Here is a 14,476-nt window from a genome sequence, read left to right on the forward strand (position 1 = left end):
GGAGAGCGACATGAAAGCGATTTTTCCGACCGTGCTTGCGATTGCCATGCTTGCGGCAAGTGCCGCCATCGCCAATCCGCAACGACTGGATGACAGGCTGAAGCGTGGCGATGAAGTCGTCCGCAGCCTCAACAATGGCCAGCCCCAGTCCAATCTGGAACGCTTGCGGCAGGAGTTTCCTTTCCTTGCTGATGCGACCGAGGGTTACGCCCTGGGGGAGGTCTGGTCCCGGCCGGGTCTGGATAACCGGACCCGCCAGCTGGCCGCCGTCGCGGTCATGGCGGCCCTTGGCGAGCGTGATCTGATGAAGGTCCATGCCGGTTATGCGCTCAATGTGGGCGCAACCGACGAAGAGCTGAAGGAAATGGTCTATCTGATCACCGTTCCCGCAGGTTTTCCCAAAGCCATCGCCGCATCCCGCACGCTTGCCGAGCTGTTCGAGGAACGCCGCGCCAACGCCGCATCGGGAGGGCAAAAACAATGAACATTGTTTCGACATCCGTTGCGCTTCTGCTCGCAACAGCTTCCGCCGATACGGGTTCCCGCAAAACGAGCAACGCCATGGACGTGAATATGACCGAAACGTCTCAAACCCGGAACCACCCCTATATCGGCATGTGGGTCACCGGCGATGGCCACATTCGCCAGGAACTTCTGCCCAATGGCCGGTATGACGAGGCGCGGGGCAACCGCAAAAGCGCCTATCAGGGACGGTATGAGGTGAAGGGAAACCATATCGACTATTGGGACGATACCGGCTTCACCGCCGACGGCGAATTCGTCGACGATGTGCTTTATCACGGCGGCATGATCTTCTATCGCCAGAAGTAACGTCCCGCCAATCAAGCGCCGCCCGCCCCATCGAGGGTGGGCGGCGTATCCGTTTCTATCGCTTCAAACTACCGAGAATCCCGCGCACGATGGCGCGGCCGACCGAGGTGGCAACCGAGCGCGCAGCGCTTTTCATCGCCGCCTCGATCACCGTTTCGCGCTGGTATCCGGTCTTGCGTGCGCCGCCATTGCGCGAGCCGGTGGAGGCCGGTGCGGGTTCTTCGTCGCCAAAGCCGGGCAGGCGCCAGCGGCCGGAAGCGCTCTCGGACTGGCTGGCGGCGTTTTCTTCTTCCGCACGTCTGGCGGCTTCTGCATCTGCAGCCTTCTGGGCGCGGGCGGCGAGGATTTCGAAGGCCGATTCCCGGTCGATATCCTTGTCATATTGCCCGGCGACGGGGCTCACATCGATCAGGGACTGGCGTTCCGCATCGGTGAGCGGCCCGACACGGCCGGAAGGCGGACGTACCAGCGTGCGCTCGACGATGGAAGGTGCGCCCTTGTCGTGCAGGGTGGAAATCAGCGCTTCACCGGTGCCGAGCGTGGTGATGGTGTCGGCGGTGTTGAAGGCCGGGTTCTGCCGGAAGGTGTCGGCCGCGGTGCGCACCGCCTTCTGCTCGCGCGGCGTATAGGCGCGAAGCGCGTGCTGCACGCGGTTGCCGAGCTGGGCGAGAACGGTTTCCGGCACGTCGAGCGGGTTCTGTGTCACGAAATAGACGCCCACGCCCTTGGAGCGGATGAGCCGCACGACCTGTTCCACGCGTTCCACCAGCACCCGCGGCGCGTCGTTGAAGAGCAGATGCGCCTCGTCGAAGAAGAACACCAGACGCGGCTTTTCCGGGTCACCCACTTCCGGCAGCTCCTCGAACAGTTCCGAAAGCATCCAGAGCAGGAAGGTGGCGTAAAGGCGCGGGTTCATCATCAGCCGGTCGGCGGCGAGAACCGAAATCGTGCCAACCCCATCCGTGCCCACACGCATGATGTCGGCGATCTTCAATGCCGGTTCGCCGAAGAAATTCGCCGCGCCCTGCTGTTCCAGAACCAGCAGCCCGCGCTGCAGCGAACCGACCGAGGCCTTGGAAATCAGGCCGAACTGGTTGGAAAGCTCGGTTGCGTTTTCGCCCATATAGTTCAGGAGCGATTGCAGGTCTTTCAGATCGAGCAGCGGCAGCCCGCCCTGATCGGCGATCTTGAAGGCGATGTTGAGCACGCCTTCCTGCGCTTCCGAGGCATCCATCAGCCGGGCAAGCAGCAGCGGCCCCATTTCGGCGATGGTGGCGCGGACGCGATGGCCTTTTTCACCGTAGAGATCCCAGAAGATCACCGGCGATTTGCCATAGGCAAAATCGGTGAAGCCAATCTGTTCGGCGCGCTTCTGCACCCAGTCCTTGGCTTCGCCCTGCGCGGCGATGCCGGAAAGGTCGCCCTTGATGTCGGCGCAGAAAACCGGCACACCGGCCTTGGAAAAACCTTCGGCCAGAACCTGCAACGTCACGGTCTTGCCCGTTCCCGTCGCGCCGGTGATGAGGCCGTGGCGGTTGCCGAATTTCAGTTCCAGATATTCGCCCTTGTTCAGGCTGTCGTCCGGATTGCGGCTGGTCCCGATATAGAGCTGTCCGTCCTGCAACATCGACCATTTTCTCCTGCGGCTGGTGCATGACCCTTAAAATCGCGGTGGATTTTGCAAAAGTCATGTCCGAATTTAAAGCGTCACTACCATGTTGTGGCCACTTCTGACGATAGCGGCCTTTTCATAGTTTGGTTGTGATGATCTTATAAGGACAGTTTCAAGGCGCAACAACTGCTTGATGGCGATGAAGAAAAACCGCTTGATGAAAGTTGCCGCACCTGACCCTGGCCGCTTGAATGCGGCATGATATTGTTTTACGTTGACGTTAACGTCAGTTATTCGATGTTGGCGTCGTTTTCAACAGGAGGCAAGAATGAACGAAGTCGTGAGCCAGATCGCCGAGAAGGCGGGAATCAGCCCCGAACTGGCCGAAAAGGCCATTGGCATGATTCTCGGTTTTCTTCAGCGTGAGGCGGAAGACGGCCCGATCGCCCGCATGATCGAAGCCATTCCCGGCGCCAGCGAACTGGTGGCGCAGTATAATGGCGAAGGCGCCGGCGGCGGCGGTCTGCTCGGCGGCCTGATGAGCGCGCTCGGCGGCGGCGGCATTATGGGGCTGGGCCAGCAGCTGATGAGCCAGGGCCTCGGCATGAGCGAGATTTCCACGCTCGCCAAGGAAACCATCTCCGTTGCCCGCCAGCATGCGGGTGATGAGGTTGTCGATCAGGTGATCGCCTCGGTTCCGGGCCTCAGCCAGTTCGCCTGAGGCGAAACTACTCTATAGCGGGGCGCGGCGGCTGTTCATTGAACAGGCGCCGCGCCTCTTCTATTTCGGCATGGTGCGTTTCCGCCCATATCCACACGCCGCAAAAGGCGCTGCCCAGCGTGCGGCCGAGGTTCGTCAGGCCGTAATCCACATGCGGCGGGATGACGGGATACACGGTGCGGCGCACCAGCCCGTCGCTTTCCATCTGCCGCAGCGTTTTCGTCAGCATCTTCTGGCTGATATTGCCGACCAGCCTGCCGATCTGCGTGAAGCGCAGCGTGCCATGCTCTTCCAGCACTTCCAGAATAAGCATCGTCCATTTGTCGGCCACTTTGGCAATGATGTCCTGAACCAGCGCCTCTATTGCCGGATTGGTATCCGTGGGTGGCGGAACCTTGCGCCGGCTTTCGATGGCCGGGTCGGCGGCGTGCCGTTTCATCTTACACTCTCCATTGGGTAAGTATAAATCTTTTGGGTGCCTACTTTCGATTGGAGAGTATCATAGCTAACTTCCTTTCAGCCAACAAGCAAAGGATGTTCCAATGAAAATCGCTGATAACACCATTCTCATCACCGGCGGCGGTTCCGGCATCGGCCGGGCGCTGGCGGAAGCGTTTCACAAGGCCGGCAACCGGGTCATCATTTCCGGCCGCCGCAAGGCCGTGCTCGACGAGGTGACGGCCGCCAATCCCGGCATGGCCTCGATGGTGATGGACGCGACGGACGCCGCAGGCATCCGCGCGTTTGCCGAAGCTCTGGTGAAGGCCCATCCGACCCTCAACGCCGTCATCAACAATGCCGGCATCATGCGGCCGGAAGACATCGCCGCAGCACCGGATTATCTCGACACGGCCGAAGAAACCATCGCCACCAATCTTCTCGCACCCATTCGCCTGACGGCGGCGCTTTTGCCGCATTTCCTCAAGCAACCCGCAGCCACTGTGCTGACGGTTTCCTCCGGCCTCGCCTTCGTGCCCATGGTGCTGACCCCCACCTACAGCGCCACCAAATCGGCCATCCATGCCTATTCGGTCGCGCTGCGCGAGCAGCTGAAGGAAACGGCGGTGGAGGTCATCGAAATCGTGCCGCCCTATGTGCAGACGACGTTGATGGGCGAGGGGCAGGCGAGCGACGAAAGGGCCATGCCGCTCGACGCCTTCATTTCCGAGGTGATGGATATTCTTGAAAATCGCCCGGACGAGAAGGAAGTGGTGGTGGAACGCTGCAAGCCGCTGCGTTTCGCCGCGCAGAACGGTAATTTCGATCAGGTCTTCGCCATGATCAACCATATGCATCCGTAAACGCCGCATCTGTCTCGACTGGGCATCCTGTGATAGCGTCGCGCTCTAATCTGCGGAGCGCGCGCTTTCATGGCCCAAGGCCTGTTCCTGATGCCGAAAACCATTCTGCCCGGCGTCGTCGCCGTGGCGGCGGATAGCGACCGTTCCTTTCCGCGCCACATGCACGACCAGTTCGGCATCGGTCTCATCGAACGCGGGGCGCAGAAATCGCTCTCCGGCCGCGGCATGGTGGAAGCCGGCGCCGGCCATCTCATCACCGTCAATCCGGGCGAGGTGCATGACGGTATTCCGCTCGGGGAGGGTGGCCGCGCCTGGCGGATGCTCTATCTCGACATCGATATCGTCCGCGACGCCATTGCCGATATCGGCGAGAATGATCGCCGCGCGTTCGAATTTGCCTATCCCGTCGATATCAGGCCGCTGGCGAAGCGGTTCAACGCTGTCTTTGCAGCCATGACGGCAAGGGAACGGCCGGGCGAAACCCTTCGTGGCGACGAGACCCTGCTGACGCTTCTGGCGGGCGCGATGGAGACGGCGGCGAAGCCGGGCGAAATCGCCGCACCCGAGAATATAAGGCGGGCGAAAAGCCGCATCGACGACGAGCCCTTCCGGCCGTTCCGCCTTGCCGATCTCGCCGCAGAGGCCGGCATGAGCCAGTTCCGCTTCCTGCGCGCTTTTGCCAGGGCCACCGGGCTCACGCCGCATAGCTATCTTCTCCAGCGGCGCGTGCATGCGGCACGCCATGCGCTGGCCAGAGGCACGCCGCCCGCCGAGGCGGCCTTTGCCGCCGGTTTTGCCGACCAGAGCCATCTGAACCGGTTCTTCGTGCGGCAATTCGGGGTTACGCCGGCGGTTTACCGGGCGGCGCTTTCGTAGATGCTTTCTCCGCCCTCATTCCTGTGCTTGTCACAGGAATCCAGCCAGCCCAAGTCCTTGGGCTGAAAAGAGTCCTCCTGCCGCGCAGACGCGCGTCGACTGGATTCCTGTGACAAGCACAGGAATGAGGACGGAGTGGGCTGGCCGATACCGTAACCCGCCACTTCGGCGCGCGCCGACGAGCGTCTGTGCTGCAATTTCATCCAAGACACCCACCCCACGCACCCTCATGCTCCTGTCCTCCACCCCACAGGACATATCTGCACCATGACACCCGAATTCCTCATCACATCCTTTATCGTCGCCGCCTCTCCCGGAACCGGCGTGGTCTACACGCTGGCCGCCGGTCTTTCGCAGGGGGCGAGGGCGAGCGTCATCGCGGCCTTCGGCTGCACGCTTGGCATCGTGCCGCATCTGCTCGCCGCCATCACCGGCCTTGCCGCCATCCTGCACACCAGCGCGCTCGCCTTCGGTGCGGTCAAGTATCTGGGGGTCGCCTATCTCCTCTACATGGCGTGGAACACGCTGCGGGAGGACGGTGCGCTGAAGATCGACGATACCAGGGAGCCCCGCAAGGCCGCCTGTATCATCGGCGAGGCGATCCTCATCAATCTGCTGAACCCGAAACTGTCGATCTTCTTTTTCGCCTTCCTGCCGCAGTTCATCGCGGCGGATGAGGCTTTGCCGACATGGCGCATGATCGATCTCGGGCTGATCTTCATGGCCATGACGTTTCTGGTGTTTGCGCTTTATGGCTGTTTCGCCGCCTCGGTCCGGCGTCAGGTGGTGTCGCGCCCGGCGGTCCTCGCCTGGCTGCGGCGCAGCTTCGCCGCCGCTTTCGTGGCGCTGGGCGCGAAGCTGGCCCTGACCGAGCGGTGAGACGGCTCCGTCGCCTCAGTCGTCCCAATCGGGCGCGAGGTGGCCGGGATTGACGATGCGGCCATTCGGTTTGGCCAGCGCGTGGATCGCCCGCATTTCCTCTTCCGTCAGCGCAAAATCGAAAACATCGAAATTCTCCTTGAGACGGCTTTCGGTCGCCGTCTTGGAAAGCGCCACGATATCCGGCTGCTGCACCGCCCAGCGCAGGGTCACCTGCGCGGCGGTCTTTCCGTGTTTCGCGCCGATATCCTTCAGCACGGGATCGTTCGGCACTTTGCCATCCGCCATCAGATAATAAGCCGTCACTGACATCCCGTGCTTGCGCGCCGCCGAAATCACCTTCGTCTGGTCTAGATAGGGGTGATATTCGATCTGGTTGGTGGCAAGCGGCGTATCGGACAGTTTCACCGCCTCGTCAGTCAGCGCCACATTGAAGTTGGAAATGCCGATATTGCGCGCCTTTCCGGCCTTGCGCACCGCGTTCAGCGCGCCCATGCGCTCGGCAAGCGGCACGTCGCTCTTCGGCCAGTGCAGCAGCAGCAGATCGACATAGTCGGTCTTCAGTTTCGCAAGGCTTTCATCGACGGAAGCGAGAAAATCGTCGTGGCGGAAGCGGTCCACCCAGACCTTGGTGGTGAGAAAGATATCATGCCGGGAAATGCCCGATTGCGCGATGACCTCGCCGACCGCGCCTTCGTTCTTGTAGATCTGCGCAGTATCGACATGGCGGAAGCCGAGTTTCAGCGCTTCCGGCAGAATGCGCCTGACATCGTCTTCCGGAATGCGGAAGGTGCCGAAACCGAGGGCGGGAATATTCGCGCCATTCGCGCTGACGTCATACATGGGATGTCTCTCCTGTTTGCTGAAAACATGGCCGGCGCGGGATGCCGGGCGTAGGAAGCCGTCTTTCATTAACTGGTGTCCGCGCGATCGGTTTCAACCCGGCGGGACGATATCACATCAGCACGTAATCCACCGGGCGCGGATCGGCCGGCAGATCGGTCTCGCCCATCGCCTCGCGCAGATTGATCTCGATGGTGGTGGCGAGCGAATTGATCGGCAGCGCATTGAGGCCGGTGCCGAAGGGGTCCTCCAGCTCGTCGGACAGCGCATCGAGACCGAAGAACGTATAGGCGATGAGCGTGCTGGTAAACGGCGTGGCCCAGCCGAGCAAATCCGTGAAACCGAACGGCAGCAACAGGCAGAACAGATGCGCGGTGCGGTGAAGCAGCAGCGAATAACCGAAGGGAACCGGCGTCTGGCGGATGCGCTCGCACGAAGCCTGCGCCGCCCCCATCTGCTGCACGGTGGCATCCAGCATCTGTAGCTGGATATCGCTGATCTGCCCCTTGCCATGGGCGGAGACGATGGCGCCGGATATTTCGTGCAGCAGCATGTCCGGCCGGTTGCGGCTGCGGTCGTAAATATCCCTGAGATCATCCGGAACGAGGCTGGCCGCAGTGGCGGTCGCATCGCCGGGGCGCAGATGCGAGACCAGCGCGTGGCAGAAGGCGATGGCGAGATCGGTGATCCGCCGGCGGGTGACGGGATCGGCGACATCCTGCCGACTATCGAGCATGACGCTCTGGCGTGAAAGCGCGCGGGCGACGGTAATCAGCGCACCCCATTGCTTGCGGGCTTCCCACCAGCGGTCGTAACAGGCATTGGCGCGAAAACCGAGAAACACCGAAAGCGCGATGCCAAGCAGCGAAAAGGGCGCTCCGTTTAACGCCTGCACCAGATCCGGCCTGTCCTTGTGCGCCCAGACAACCAGCGTCGACAGCAGGAAAACCGCAAGCACCTGCGGAAAGATGCGGACGATGATGGAGCCGCGCACGATGAGGAAAAGCTGCAGCAGGTTCGGTTTTGGACGAACGATCATGGCGGAAACTCGAAATGCCTGTGGCGGATGGGAGGGGCGTGAAAGAGCCTGACCCTATCTACATGCTGGCGACGCGGCCTTGTCCACCCTTTTTTGCATGGTTGCACCCGGCGGCTGGCGGCGCTACGCGTCTATCGCCGGGATCGTCAACGCCACGGTCTGGCTATGAGGCGGAAGGGAATATCGCGTGTCACGCTCACAACGGCTTCTCGATCTGTTGCAGATACTGCGCTCCCACCGCATGCCGGTCAGCGGCGCGACGCTTGCCGCGCAAACCGGCGTCAGCCTGCGCACGCTCTACCGCGACATAGCGACGCTTCAGGCGCAGGGCGCGGATATCGAAGGGGAAGCGGGCGTGGGTTATGTGCTGCGCCCCGGTTTCCTGTTGCCGCCGCTGATGTTTTCGCAGCAGGAAATCGAGGCGCTGGTGCTCGGCTCGCGCTGGGTGGCGGGCCGCGCCGATGCGGGATTGGCGGAGGCCGCCCGCGCCGCGCTCGTCAAGATCGGCGCCGTGCTTCCCGATGCCCTGCGTGAGGAGCTCGATCATTCCACCCTGCTTGTCGGGCCGGGGCAGGGCCTTGCCGCCATCCATGTCGATCTGGCGGCCATTCGCGATACGATCCGTAAGGAAAGCAGGGTCGTCATCACCTATCGCGATGAAAAGGGAGACGTGACGGAACGGGTGATCTGGCCCTTCGCGCTCGCCTTTTTCGATCTGGTGCGGGTGGTGCTGGGCTGGTGCGAGACACGGCAGGACTACCGCAGTTTCCGGGCCGACCGCATCGAAGATTTCCGCCCTCTCGACAGCCGTTATCCGCGCCGCCGCCAGGCGCTGCTGAAAGAATGGCGCGAAAGGGAAAAACAACGGCGGCGGCATCATGCTGACAAAAACTGACAGCAGCGGGGTCTAGAAACCGTTCATCCGCAACACAGGAGAACAGCCATGACCCACCCCGATTTCACCATCCTTTACGTCGACAACCCGCCGGCCAGCACCGAATTTTACAGGGCCCTGCTGGGTGCGGAGCCGGTCGAAGCCTCGCCGACATTCTCGCTCTTCGTGCTTCAGAACGGCATGAAGCTCGGCCTCTGGTCGCGGCACACCGTGGAGCCGAAGGCATCCGTCACGGGCGGCGGCGGCGAGCTTGCCTTCCGCGTTGAAAACGATGCGCGGGTGGACGAGATTTTTGCGGATTGGAAGGCGAAGGGCATCGACATGCTGCAGCAGCCGGCGGGCATGGAATTCGGCTACACCTTTACCGCCGCCGACCCCGACAATCATCGTCTCCGGGTCTATGCTTTCGCGGGCTGAAGTTACTTCTTCACCGCCACCACAAAAAGGCGGGGAAAGCGCAGAAGCAGGCGGCCGTCCGCCATCGGCGGATAGGCCGCCTTGATGCGCCGCGTATAGGCGGTGAGGAAGGCTTCGCGGTTTTCCTCGCCGGCGGCGGTGAGATAGGGGCGCAGCCCTGTGCCCTTGACCCATTCGACGATGCTTTCCGCATCCTTCATCGGATGATTATAGATGGTGTGCCACACATCCACTCGCGCGGATTTCGGCGTCAGCGCATCGAAATAGTCCGAAGGCGCGGGCAGGGGTTTGCGGCGCAGCCTGCCATCTGAAAACGTATCCTTCCAGGAACCGTTCGCTCCGGTCTCCTCCATGGCGCGATGCGTTGGCTCCTGCAGATTGTCGGGCATCTGCACGGCCAGAACGCCGCCGCTTTCCAGCTGGTCCATCAGTTGCGAAAGAACGGTGAGATGATCCGGCACCCATTGGAACACGGCATTGGCGTAAAGCAGGTCTGCCTTCTGCGCCGGCTTCCACTGGGAAAGATCGGCCTTGCCGAAGCGCGTGGTCGGCAGCCGGTCCGCCGCCTTTTCCAGCATGTCGTCATCGCTGTCGATGCCGGTAATGACATTGACGCCGTAACGGTCGGTCAGAAGCTCGGTGGAATTGCCGGGGCCGCAGCCGAGGTCATAGCCATTCAGCACCCGCTCCAGCGGCACCTGCGCCAGAAGATCACGTGCGGGACGCGTCCGCTCGTCTTCGAATTTCAGATATTGGTGGGCGGACCATGCCATGATTTTCCTCCTGCGAAATGCCGTCAGATCGCCAGCATCGCATGGGGCAAATCGCGCCGCTATCGTCGGATGCATGAATTATTGTGATGAATCTATTCATCAACCTTTTGTTTCGCCTCATAAAACGTGCTTGCGGGGCCGGCGCTTTGTTATTTTCCATCAAAATCAGAAATCGCTGCAATTAAAACTTGACCTCGTCAGGGGAGAGGCATTCACTCCGGCCGATTTCCAGAACATGCCCCGTTGAGAGCGCGCAGCGCTCTTCATCCGGCAATGCATCAGAACAAAAAAGACGGAGCGTTTTTACCGAACGAAAACGCTTGAGACAGGAGACCACCATGAGCGTCGATACCGCACCCCGATCAACCACCTGGACCTATGTTGACGGTCAATGGCTGCCCGGCAATCCGCCGCTCATCGGCCCGACCTCGCATGCCATGTGGCTGGCCTCCACGGTGTTTGACGGCGCACGCTGGTTCGATGGCGTGGCGCCTGATCTCGATCTGCACTGCCAGCGCGTCAATCGCTCCGCCGTCAATATGGGCATGAAGCCGACGATGACGGCCGAGGAGATCGAGTCCCTGGCACTCGAAGGCGTCAAGAAATTCGACGGCAAGATGGCGATCTACATCAAGCCGATGTACTGGGCCGAACACGGCATGCCCGGCAGCGTCGTGGCGCCCGATGCCGGCTCCACCCGGTTTGCGCTTTGCCTTTTCGAAGCGCCGATGGATGCCGGCAAGCCGCTGACGCTCACCGTTTCGCCGCTGCGCCGCCCTTCGCCGGAAACCGCCATGACCGACGCCAAGGCCGGCAGCCTCTATCCCAATAGCGGCCGCGCGATCCTCGAAGCGCGCTCGCGCGGTTTCGACAATGCCCTGATGCGCGACATGAACGGCAATGTCGCCGAATCCGCTTCGGCCAACATCTTCATGGTCAAGGACGGCGTTGTCCTTACCCCGGTTCCGAACCGCACTTTCCTTGCCGGCATCACCCGTTCGCGCGTGATCGGCCTTCTGCGCCAGGCCGGTTTCGACGTGCGCGAAGCGACGCTTTCGGTCGAGGATTTCCGCGAGGCCGATGAAATCTTCTGCTCCGGCAATTATTCCAAGGTTTCGCCCGTCGTGAAGCTCGATGATCGCGAATTGCAGGCAGGCCCCGTCGCCCGCAAGGCGCTCGATCTCTACATGGACTGGGCGCGTCTCGGCGCGGATGTTTAAGACGGAGTTTCGAAGATAAATCCAGGGTTGGATATGGTGAGGAACTAGCATCCGCACTTCGTCACCCCGGACTAGATCCGGGGTCGAGGCCCGCACCTGAAGCTGGCGCGGGCCTCACCGTTTCCGCACATCCGGCAGCGCAGCGGCCAGCGCCCGCAGTGGCGCGGTCATATGTTTGTCGCGCCGCATCGCCAGCGCGATCCGGCGCTCCAGCGGCGGTTCGAGCGAGCGCCATTCGAGCCCGGATGCCGCGCCTTCATGCTCCATCGCCATGCGCGGCACGATGGCAAGGCCAAGGCCCGCACCTGCGAGCTTCTTGATCGCCTCGACACTGCCCAGTTCCATGGCGGGCTGCACGGTGCGGCCGCTTGCCGAAAACCATTGATCCACCAGCCGGCGCGTATTGCCGCCCTCGTAAAGCAGCAGCGGCCGCGCCGAAAGCGTCTCGGCGTTGAGCGCCGTTGCGTCAGAGATGGAGCCTTGCGGGAAAACCGCGACCAGCTCGTCGAGATGGATATCGCTGATATCGAGGCTGCGGCCGCTGGCGGGCAGGGCCACCACCGCCGCATCGATGGTATTGGCCTCCAGAAGCCGGAGGATATCGTGGGTATTGCCGGTCTGCACGACGATCTCGATGCCGGGCATGGCCTGCCGGATTTTGCCCAGCACCGGCGGCAGCAGATAGATGCAGGCGGTGGCGCCGGTGCCGATGCGAAGGCGTCCCGTCACCCCGCTGCGATGCGGCGCTACGGTATCGATGGCATGCGCCACTTCTTCCGCAATCCGCCTTGCATGGATGAGAAAATCGCGCCCCGCCGCCGTCGGCTGCGCGCGCCTGCCGATCCTTTCGATCAACCGCACGCCGAGCTGTTTTTCAAGCAGCCTTATATGCAGGCTGATGGCTGGCTGCGTCAGCCCCGCCTTGTCGGCGGCGGCGGAAAAACTGCCGAGATCGGCCACATCCATGAAGCTGCGCAGCTGCCGCAGGTCGAGGTCCATCATCAAAGAAAACCTTATCGTTTGTATAAGACAGATAATCTTTATTTTGGCTGCGCCGCAATGCACAATGACGGCGTGAATGATCCGCAGGACAAGAGAATGACCCTTTCCACCGTTTCCAGCCTTACCATCCGCCCCTGCGAAGAGGCGGATATTCCAGCCATTGCCGAAATCTACCGGGACGCCGTGCTACATGGCCGCGCGAGCTTCGAGATCGATCCGCCAAGCGTGGAGACGATGCTGGAGCGCCGCCGCCTTCTGGTGGAGGGCAATTACCCCTACCTCGTCGCCGAATGCGATGGAAAGATAGCCGGATATGCCTATGCCGGCGCCTATCGCCCGCGCCCGGCCTATGGCGCGGCGGTGGAGAATTCCGTTTATATCGATCCGGCCATGAAGGGCATGGGCATCGGCCGCAAGCTGCTCGATACGTTGATCGAGGCGGCGACGGCACGCGGCTTCCGGCAGATGATCGCCGTCATCGGCGATTCGGCCAACGCCGCCTCGATCGGCGTGCACCGCGCCGCCGGTTTCGAACATGTCGGCACCTTCAAATCCATCGGCTGGAAACATGGCCAATGGCTGGATACGGTGTTGATGCAGCGTGCGCTGGGCGAGGGCGACACCACGCCGCGCTTTTGAACGATCAGGGCTTGGTGGAGCCGGGGATTTCCACCTTCAGCGTATCGCCGGAAAGCTCGCTGCCCAGCTCCACGGCCTTGGTCTTCTTGTCGTACACACAGATATGACTGACGGTCGCATCCGCGCCCCCACTCTTCCCGGTGAGTTTGACCTTGCCGGTGAGAATGGCGAGGCCGTAATTCTCGCTGCCGACCGGATCGACCACCGCCTTCGCGTCCTCGATCATGTCTTTGGCGCCGGCAAGGCAGGCCGTCTGCACATCCGCCACGAACTCCTTCCAGGCGTCATCCGACGATGCGGCGGCGGGGAAGGTGAGCGACGAAAACGCCGCAAGGAGGAGGATGGGGCGGGGGATCGGACGGGTCATGGAATTTCCTTCCTGCAATCTCGGCAAAAGCGAACCGATAGGGTGGAAAACGGTACGCCAAAGGTGTGAAACAAATGTGGTGGCGGCCGCACGGAGAGGAATTTTCTCTTTTGTCGGAACATTTTGATATTTCGCAGGTTGCCCAAACAGAGGTTCGCTCCTATGGTCCGCTCACACGGTTTCTAGGAGCGGTAACCCGCTGCAAAAAGGAGTAAAAACCATGGCCTTCGAACTTCCCGAACTCCCCTACGACTACGACGCGCTTGCACCCTACATGTCGCGCGAGACGCTCGAGTTCCATCACGACAAGCACCACAAGGCATATGTCGACAACGGCAACAAGCTGGCGGCCGAAGCAGGTCTTTCCGACCTGTCGCTCGAAGAAGTCGTGAAGAAGTCCTTTGGCACCAATGCCGGTCTCTTCAACAATGCGGCCCAGCATTACAACCACGTCCATTTCTGGAAGTGGATGAAGAAGGGCGGCGGCGGCAACAAGCTGCCGGGCAAGCTCGAGCAGGCATTCGCCTCCGATCTCGGCGGTTACGACAAGTTCAAGGCCGATTTCATCGCTGCCGGCACCACGCAGTTCGGCTCCGGCTGGGCATGGCTCTCCGTCAAGAACGGCAAGCTTGAAATCTCCAAGACCCCGAACGGCGAAAACCCGCTGGTTCATGGCGCCGATCCCATCCTCGGCGTCGACGTCTGGGAACATTCCTACTACATCGACTACCGCAACCTGCGTCCGAAGTACCTCGAAGCCTTCGTCGACAACCTCATCAACTGGGACTACGTCCTGGAGCGTTACGAAGCCGCCGCCAAGTAAGGCTTGCGGAACGCGTGGTTGCTGATCGAAGCAGCCTCCTCCCGCGCGACGTCATCCTCGGCCTTGTGCCGAGGATCTGCTCCGTCTCTCAAAACGCGACGTGGCAGATGCTCGGGACAGGCCCGAGCATGACGACAGAGGAAATATCCACACAGTTGAGACGCCCGGCTTCAAGCCGGGTGTTTTGCATTTGTGATATGGCGATGCGGCCTGTCGGATTTTATTGTCACAAGCCTGT

18 protein-coding genes are annotated in these 14,476 nt (G+C 61.6%); 11 read left to right on the forward strand and 7 right to left on the reverse strand.

Annotation, left to right across the window (positions count from 1 at the left end):
* Positions 1-10 precede the first annotated feature (10 nt).
* Both ACQZ5K_RS20980 and ACQZ5K_RS20985 read left to right on the forward strand, forming a co-directional pair.
* On the forward strand, positions 11-484 hold the full coding sequence (locus tag ACQZ5K_RS20980; protein ID WP_059753988.1) for a carboxymuconolactone decarboxylase family protein: 474 nt from the start codon (positions 11-13) through the stop codon (positions 482-484).
* On the forward strand, positions 481-831 hold the full coding sequence (locus ACQZ5K_RS20985; RefSeq protein ID WP_448741301.1) for an Atu4866 domain-containing protein: 351 nt from the start codon (positions 481-483) through the stop codon (positions 829-831). The genes ACQZ5K_RS20980 and ACQZ5K_RS20985 overlap by 4 nt, the downstream gene beginning before the upstream one ends.
* A gap of 55 nt (positions 832-886) precedes the next feature.
* Here ACQZ5K_RS20985 and ACQZ5K_RS20990 read toward each other — a convergent pair whose 3' ends face one another.
* Positions 887-2,458 (reverse strand): helicase HerA-like C-terminal domain-containing protein, encoded by a 1,572-nt coding sequence (locus tag ACQZ5K_RS20990; RefSeq protein WP_448741302.1) that lies wholly within the window; start codon positions 2,456-2,458, stop codon positions 887-889.
* Positions 2,459-2,771: 313 nt separating this feature from the next.
* Between ACQZ5K_RS20990 and ACQZ5K_RS20995 the strand changes: the two genes are divergently transcribed.
* Positions 2,772-3,164 (forward strand): DUF937 domain-containing protein, encoded by a 393-nt coding sequence (locus ACQZ5K_RS20995; RefSeq protein ID WP_003522244.1) that lies wholly within the window; start codon positions 2,772-2,774, stop codon positions 3,162-3,164.
* Between the two features lie 7 nt (positions 3,165-3,171).
* Here the strand turns inward: ACQZ5K_RS20995 and ACQZ5K_RS21000 are convergent, their stop codons facing one another.
* Positions 3,172-3,603 carry a winged helix-turn-helix transcriptional regulator gene (locus ACQZ5K_RS21000; RefSeq protein WP_448741303.1) on the reverse strand — a complete coding sequence of 144 codons (432 nt, stop codon included), beginning with the start codon at positions 3,601-3,603 and terminating at the stop codon, positions 3,172-3,174.
* 103 nt (positions 3,604-3,706) lie between these two features.
* Between ACQZ5K_RS21000 and ACQZ5K_RS21005 the strand changes: the two genes are divergently transcribed.
* The 3 genes from ACQZ5K_RS21005 to ACQZ5K_RS21015 all read left to right on the forward strand — a co-directional run bounded on the left by ACQZ5K_RS21005 (position 3,707) and on the right by ACQZ5K_RS21015 (position 6,220).
* Complete coding sequence (locus ACQZ5K_RS21005; RefSeq protein ID WP_077982742.1) at positions 3,707-4,465, forward strand: SDR family oxidoreductase; 759 nt, start codon at positions 3,707-3,709, stop codon at positions 4,463-4,465.
* Between the two features lie 69 nt (positions 4,466-4,534).
* On the forward strand, positions 4,535-5,341 hold the full coding sequence (locus ACQZ5K_RS21010) for an AraC family transcriptional regulator (protein WP_448741304.1): 807 nt from the start codon (positions 4,535-4,537) through the stop codon (positions 5,339-5,341).
* Between the two features lie 267 nt (positions 5,342-5,608).
* Positions 5,609-6,220, forward strand: coding sequence for a LysE family translocator (locus ACQZ5K_RS21015; RefSeq protein ID WP_448741305.1), 612 nt, complete (start codon positions 5,609-5,611; stop codon positions 6,218-6,220).
* Between the two features lie 15 nt (positions 6,221-6,235).
* Here ACQZ5K_RS21015 and ACQZ5K_RS21020 read toward each other — a convergent pair whose 3' ends face one another.
* Both ACQZ5K_RS21020 and ACQZ5K_RS21025 read right to left on the reverse strand, forming a co-directional pair.
* A complete protein-coding gene (locus ACQZ5K_RS21020; RefSeq protein ID WP_448741306.1) occupies positions 6,236-7,063 on the reverse strand; it encodes an aldo/keto reductase in 828 nt (275 codons plus the stop codon).
* 112 nt (positions 7,064-7,175) lie between these two features.
* Entirely contained in the window at positions 7,176-8,102 is a 927-nt protein-coding gene (locus ACQZ5K_RS21025; RefSeq protein WP_448741307.1) for a bestrophin family protein, read from the reverse strand.
* A gap of 187 nt (positions 8,103-8,289) precedes the next feature.
* Between ACQZ5K_RS21025 and ACQZ5K_RS21030 the strand changes: the two genes are divergently transcribed.
* Positions 8,290-8,997 carry a helix-turn-helix transcriptional regulator gene (locus tag ACQZ5K_RS21030; RefSeq protein WP_448741308.1) on the forward strand — a complete coding sequence of 236 codons (708 nt, stop codon included), beginning with the start codon at positions 8,290-8,292 and terminating at the stop codon, positions 8,995-8,997.
* 48 nt (positions 8,998-9,045) lie between these two features.
* Positions 9,046-9,414, forward strand: a complete 369-nt coding sequence (locus tag ACQZ5K_RS21035; RefSeq protein ID WP_080852511.1) for a VOC family protein — start codon at positions 9,046-9,048, stop codon at positions 9,412-9,414.
* Positions 9,415-9,416: 2 nt separating this feature from the next.
* On the opposite strand, the gene tam is transcribed toward ACQZ5K_RS21035, so the two are convergent.
* Positions 9,417-10,187: a trans-aconitate 2-methyltransferase gene (gene tam, locus ACQZ5K_RS21040; RefSeq protein ID WP_448741309.1), complete on the reverse strand. Its 771-nt coding sequence runs from the start codon at positions 10,185-10,187 to the stop codon at positions 9,417-9,419.
* Between the two features lie 338 nt (positions 10,188-10,525).
* Between tam and ACQZ5K_RS21045 the strand changes: the two genes are divergently transcribed.
* Positions 10,526-11,407, forward strand: a complete 882-nt coding sequence (locus ACQZ5K_RS21045; RefSeq protein ID WP_059753963.1) for a branched-chain amino acid aminotransferase — start codon at positions 10,526-10,528, stop codon at positions 11,405-11,407.
* A 114-nt stretch (positions 11,408-11,521) separates the two neighbouring features.
* Here the strand turns inward: ACQZ5K_RS21045 and ACQZ5K_RS21050 are convergent, their stop codons facing one another.
* Positions 11,522-12,409 (reverse strand): LysR family transcriptional regulator, encoded by an 888-nt coding sequence (locus tag ACQZ5K_RS21050; RefSeq protein ID WP_448741310.1) that lies wholly within the window; start codon positions 12,407-12,409, stop codon positions 11,522-11,524.
* Between the two features lie 96 nt (positions 12,410-12,505).
* On the opposite strand from ACQZ5K_RS21050, the gene ACQZ5K_RS21055 reads away from it, so the two are divergent.
* Positions 12,506-13,048, forward strand: coding sequence for an N-acetyltransferase family protein (locus tag ACQZ5K_RS21055; RefSeq protein WP_448741311.1), 543 nt, complete (start codon positions 12,506-12,508; stop codon positions 13,046-13,048).
* A gap of 4 nt (positions 13,049-13,052) precedes the next feature.
* Here ACQZ5K_RS21055 and ACQZ5K_RS21060 read toward each other — a convergent pair whose 3' ends face one another.
* Positions 13,053-13,415, reverse strand: coding sequence for a hypothetical protein (locus ACQZ5K_RS21060; RefSeq protein ID WP_448741312.1), 363 nt, complete (start codon positions 13,413-13,415; stop codon positions 13,053-13,055).
* A gap of 220 nt (positions 13,416-13,635) precedes the next feature.
* On the opposite strand from ACQZ5K_RS21060, the gene ACQZ5K_RS21065 reads away from it, so the two are divergent.
* Positions 13,636-14,238, forward strand: a complete 603-nt coding sequence (locus ACQZ5K_RS21065) for a superoxide dismutase (protein WP_003522258.1) — start codon at positions 13,636-13,638, stop codon at positions 14,236-14,238.
* Positions 14,239-14,476 lie beyond the last annotated feature (238 nt).

The sequence above is a fragment of the Agrobacterium sp. 22-226-1 genome (assembly GCF_053522345.1).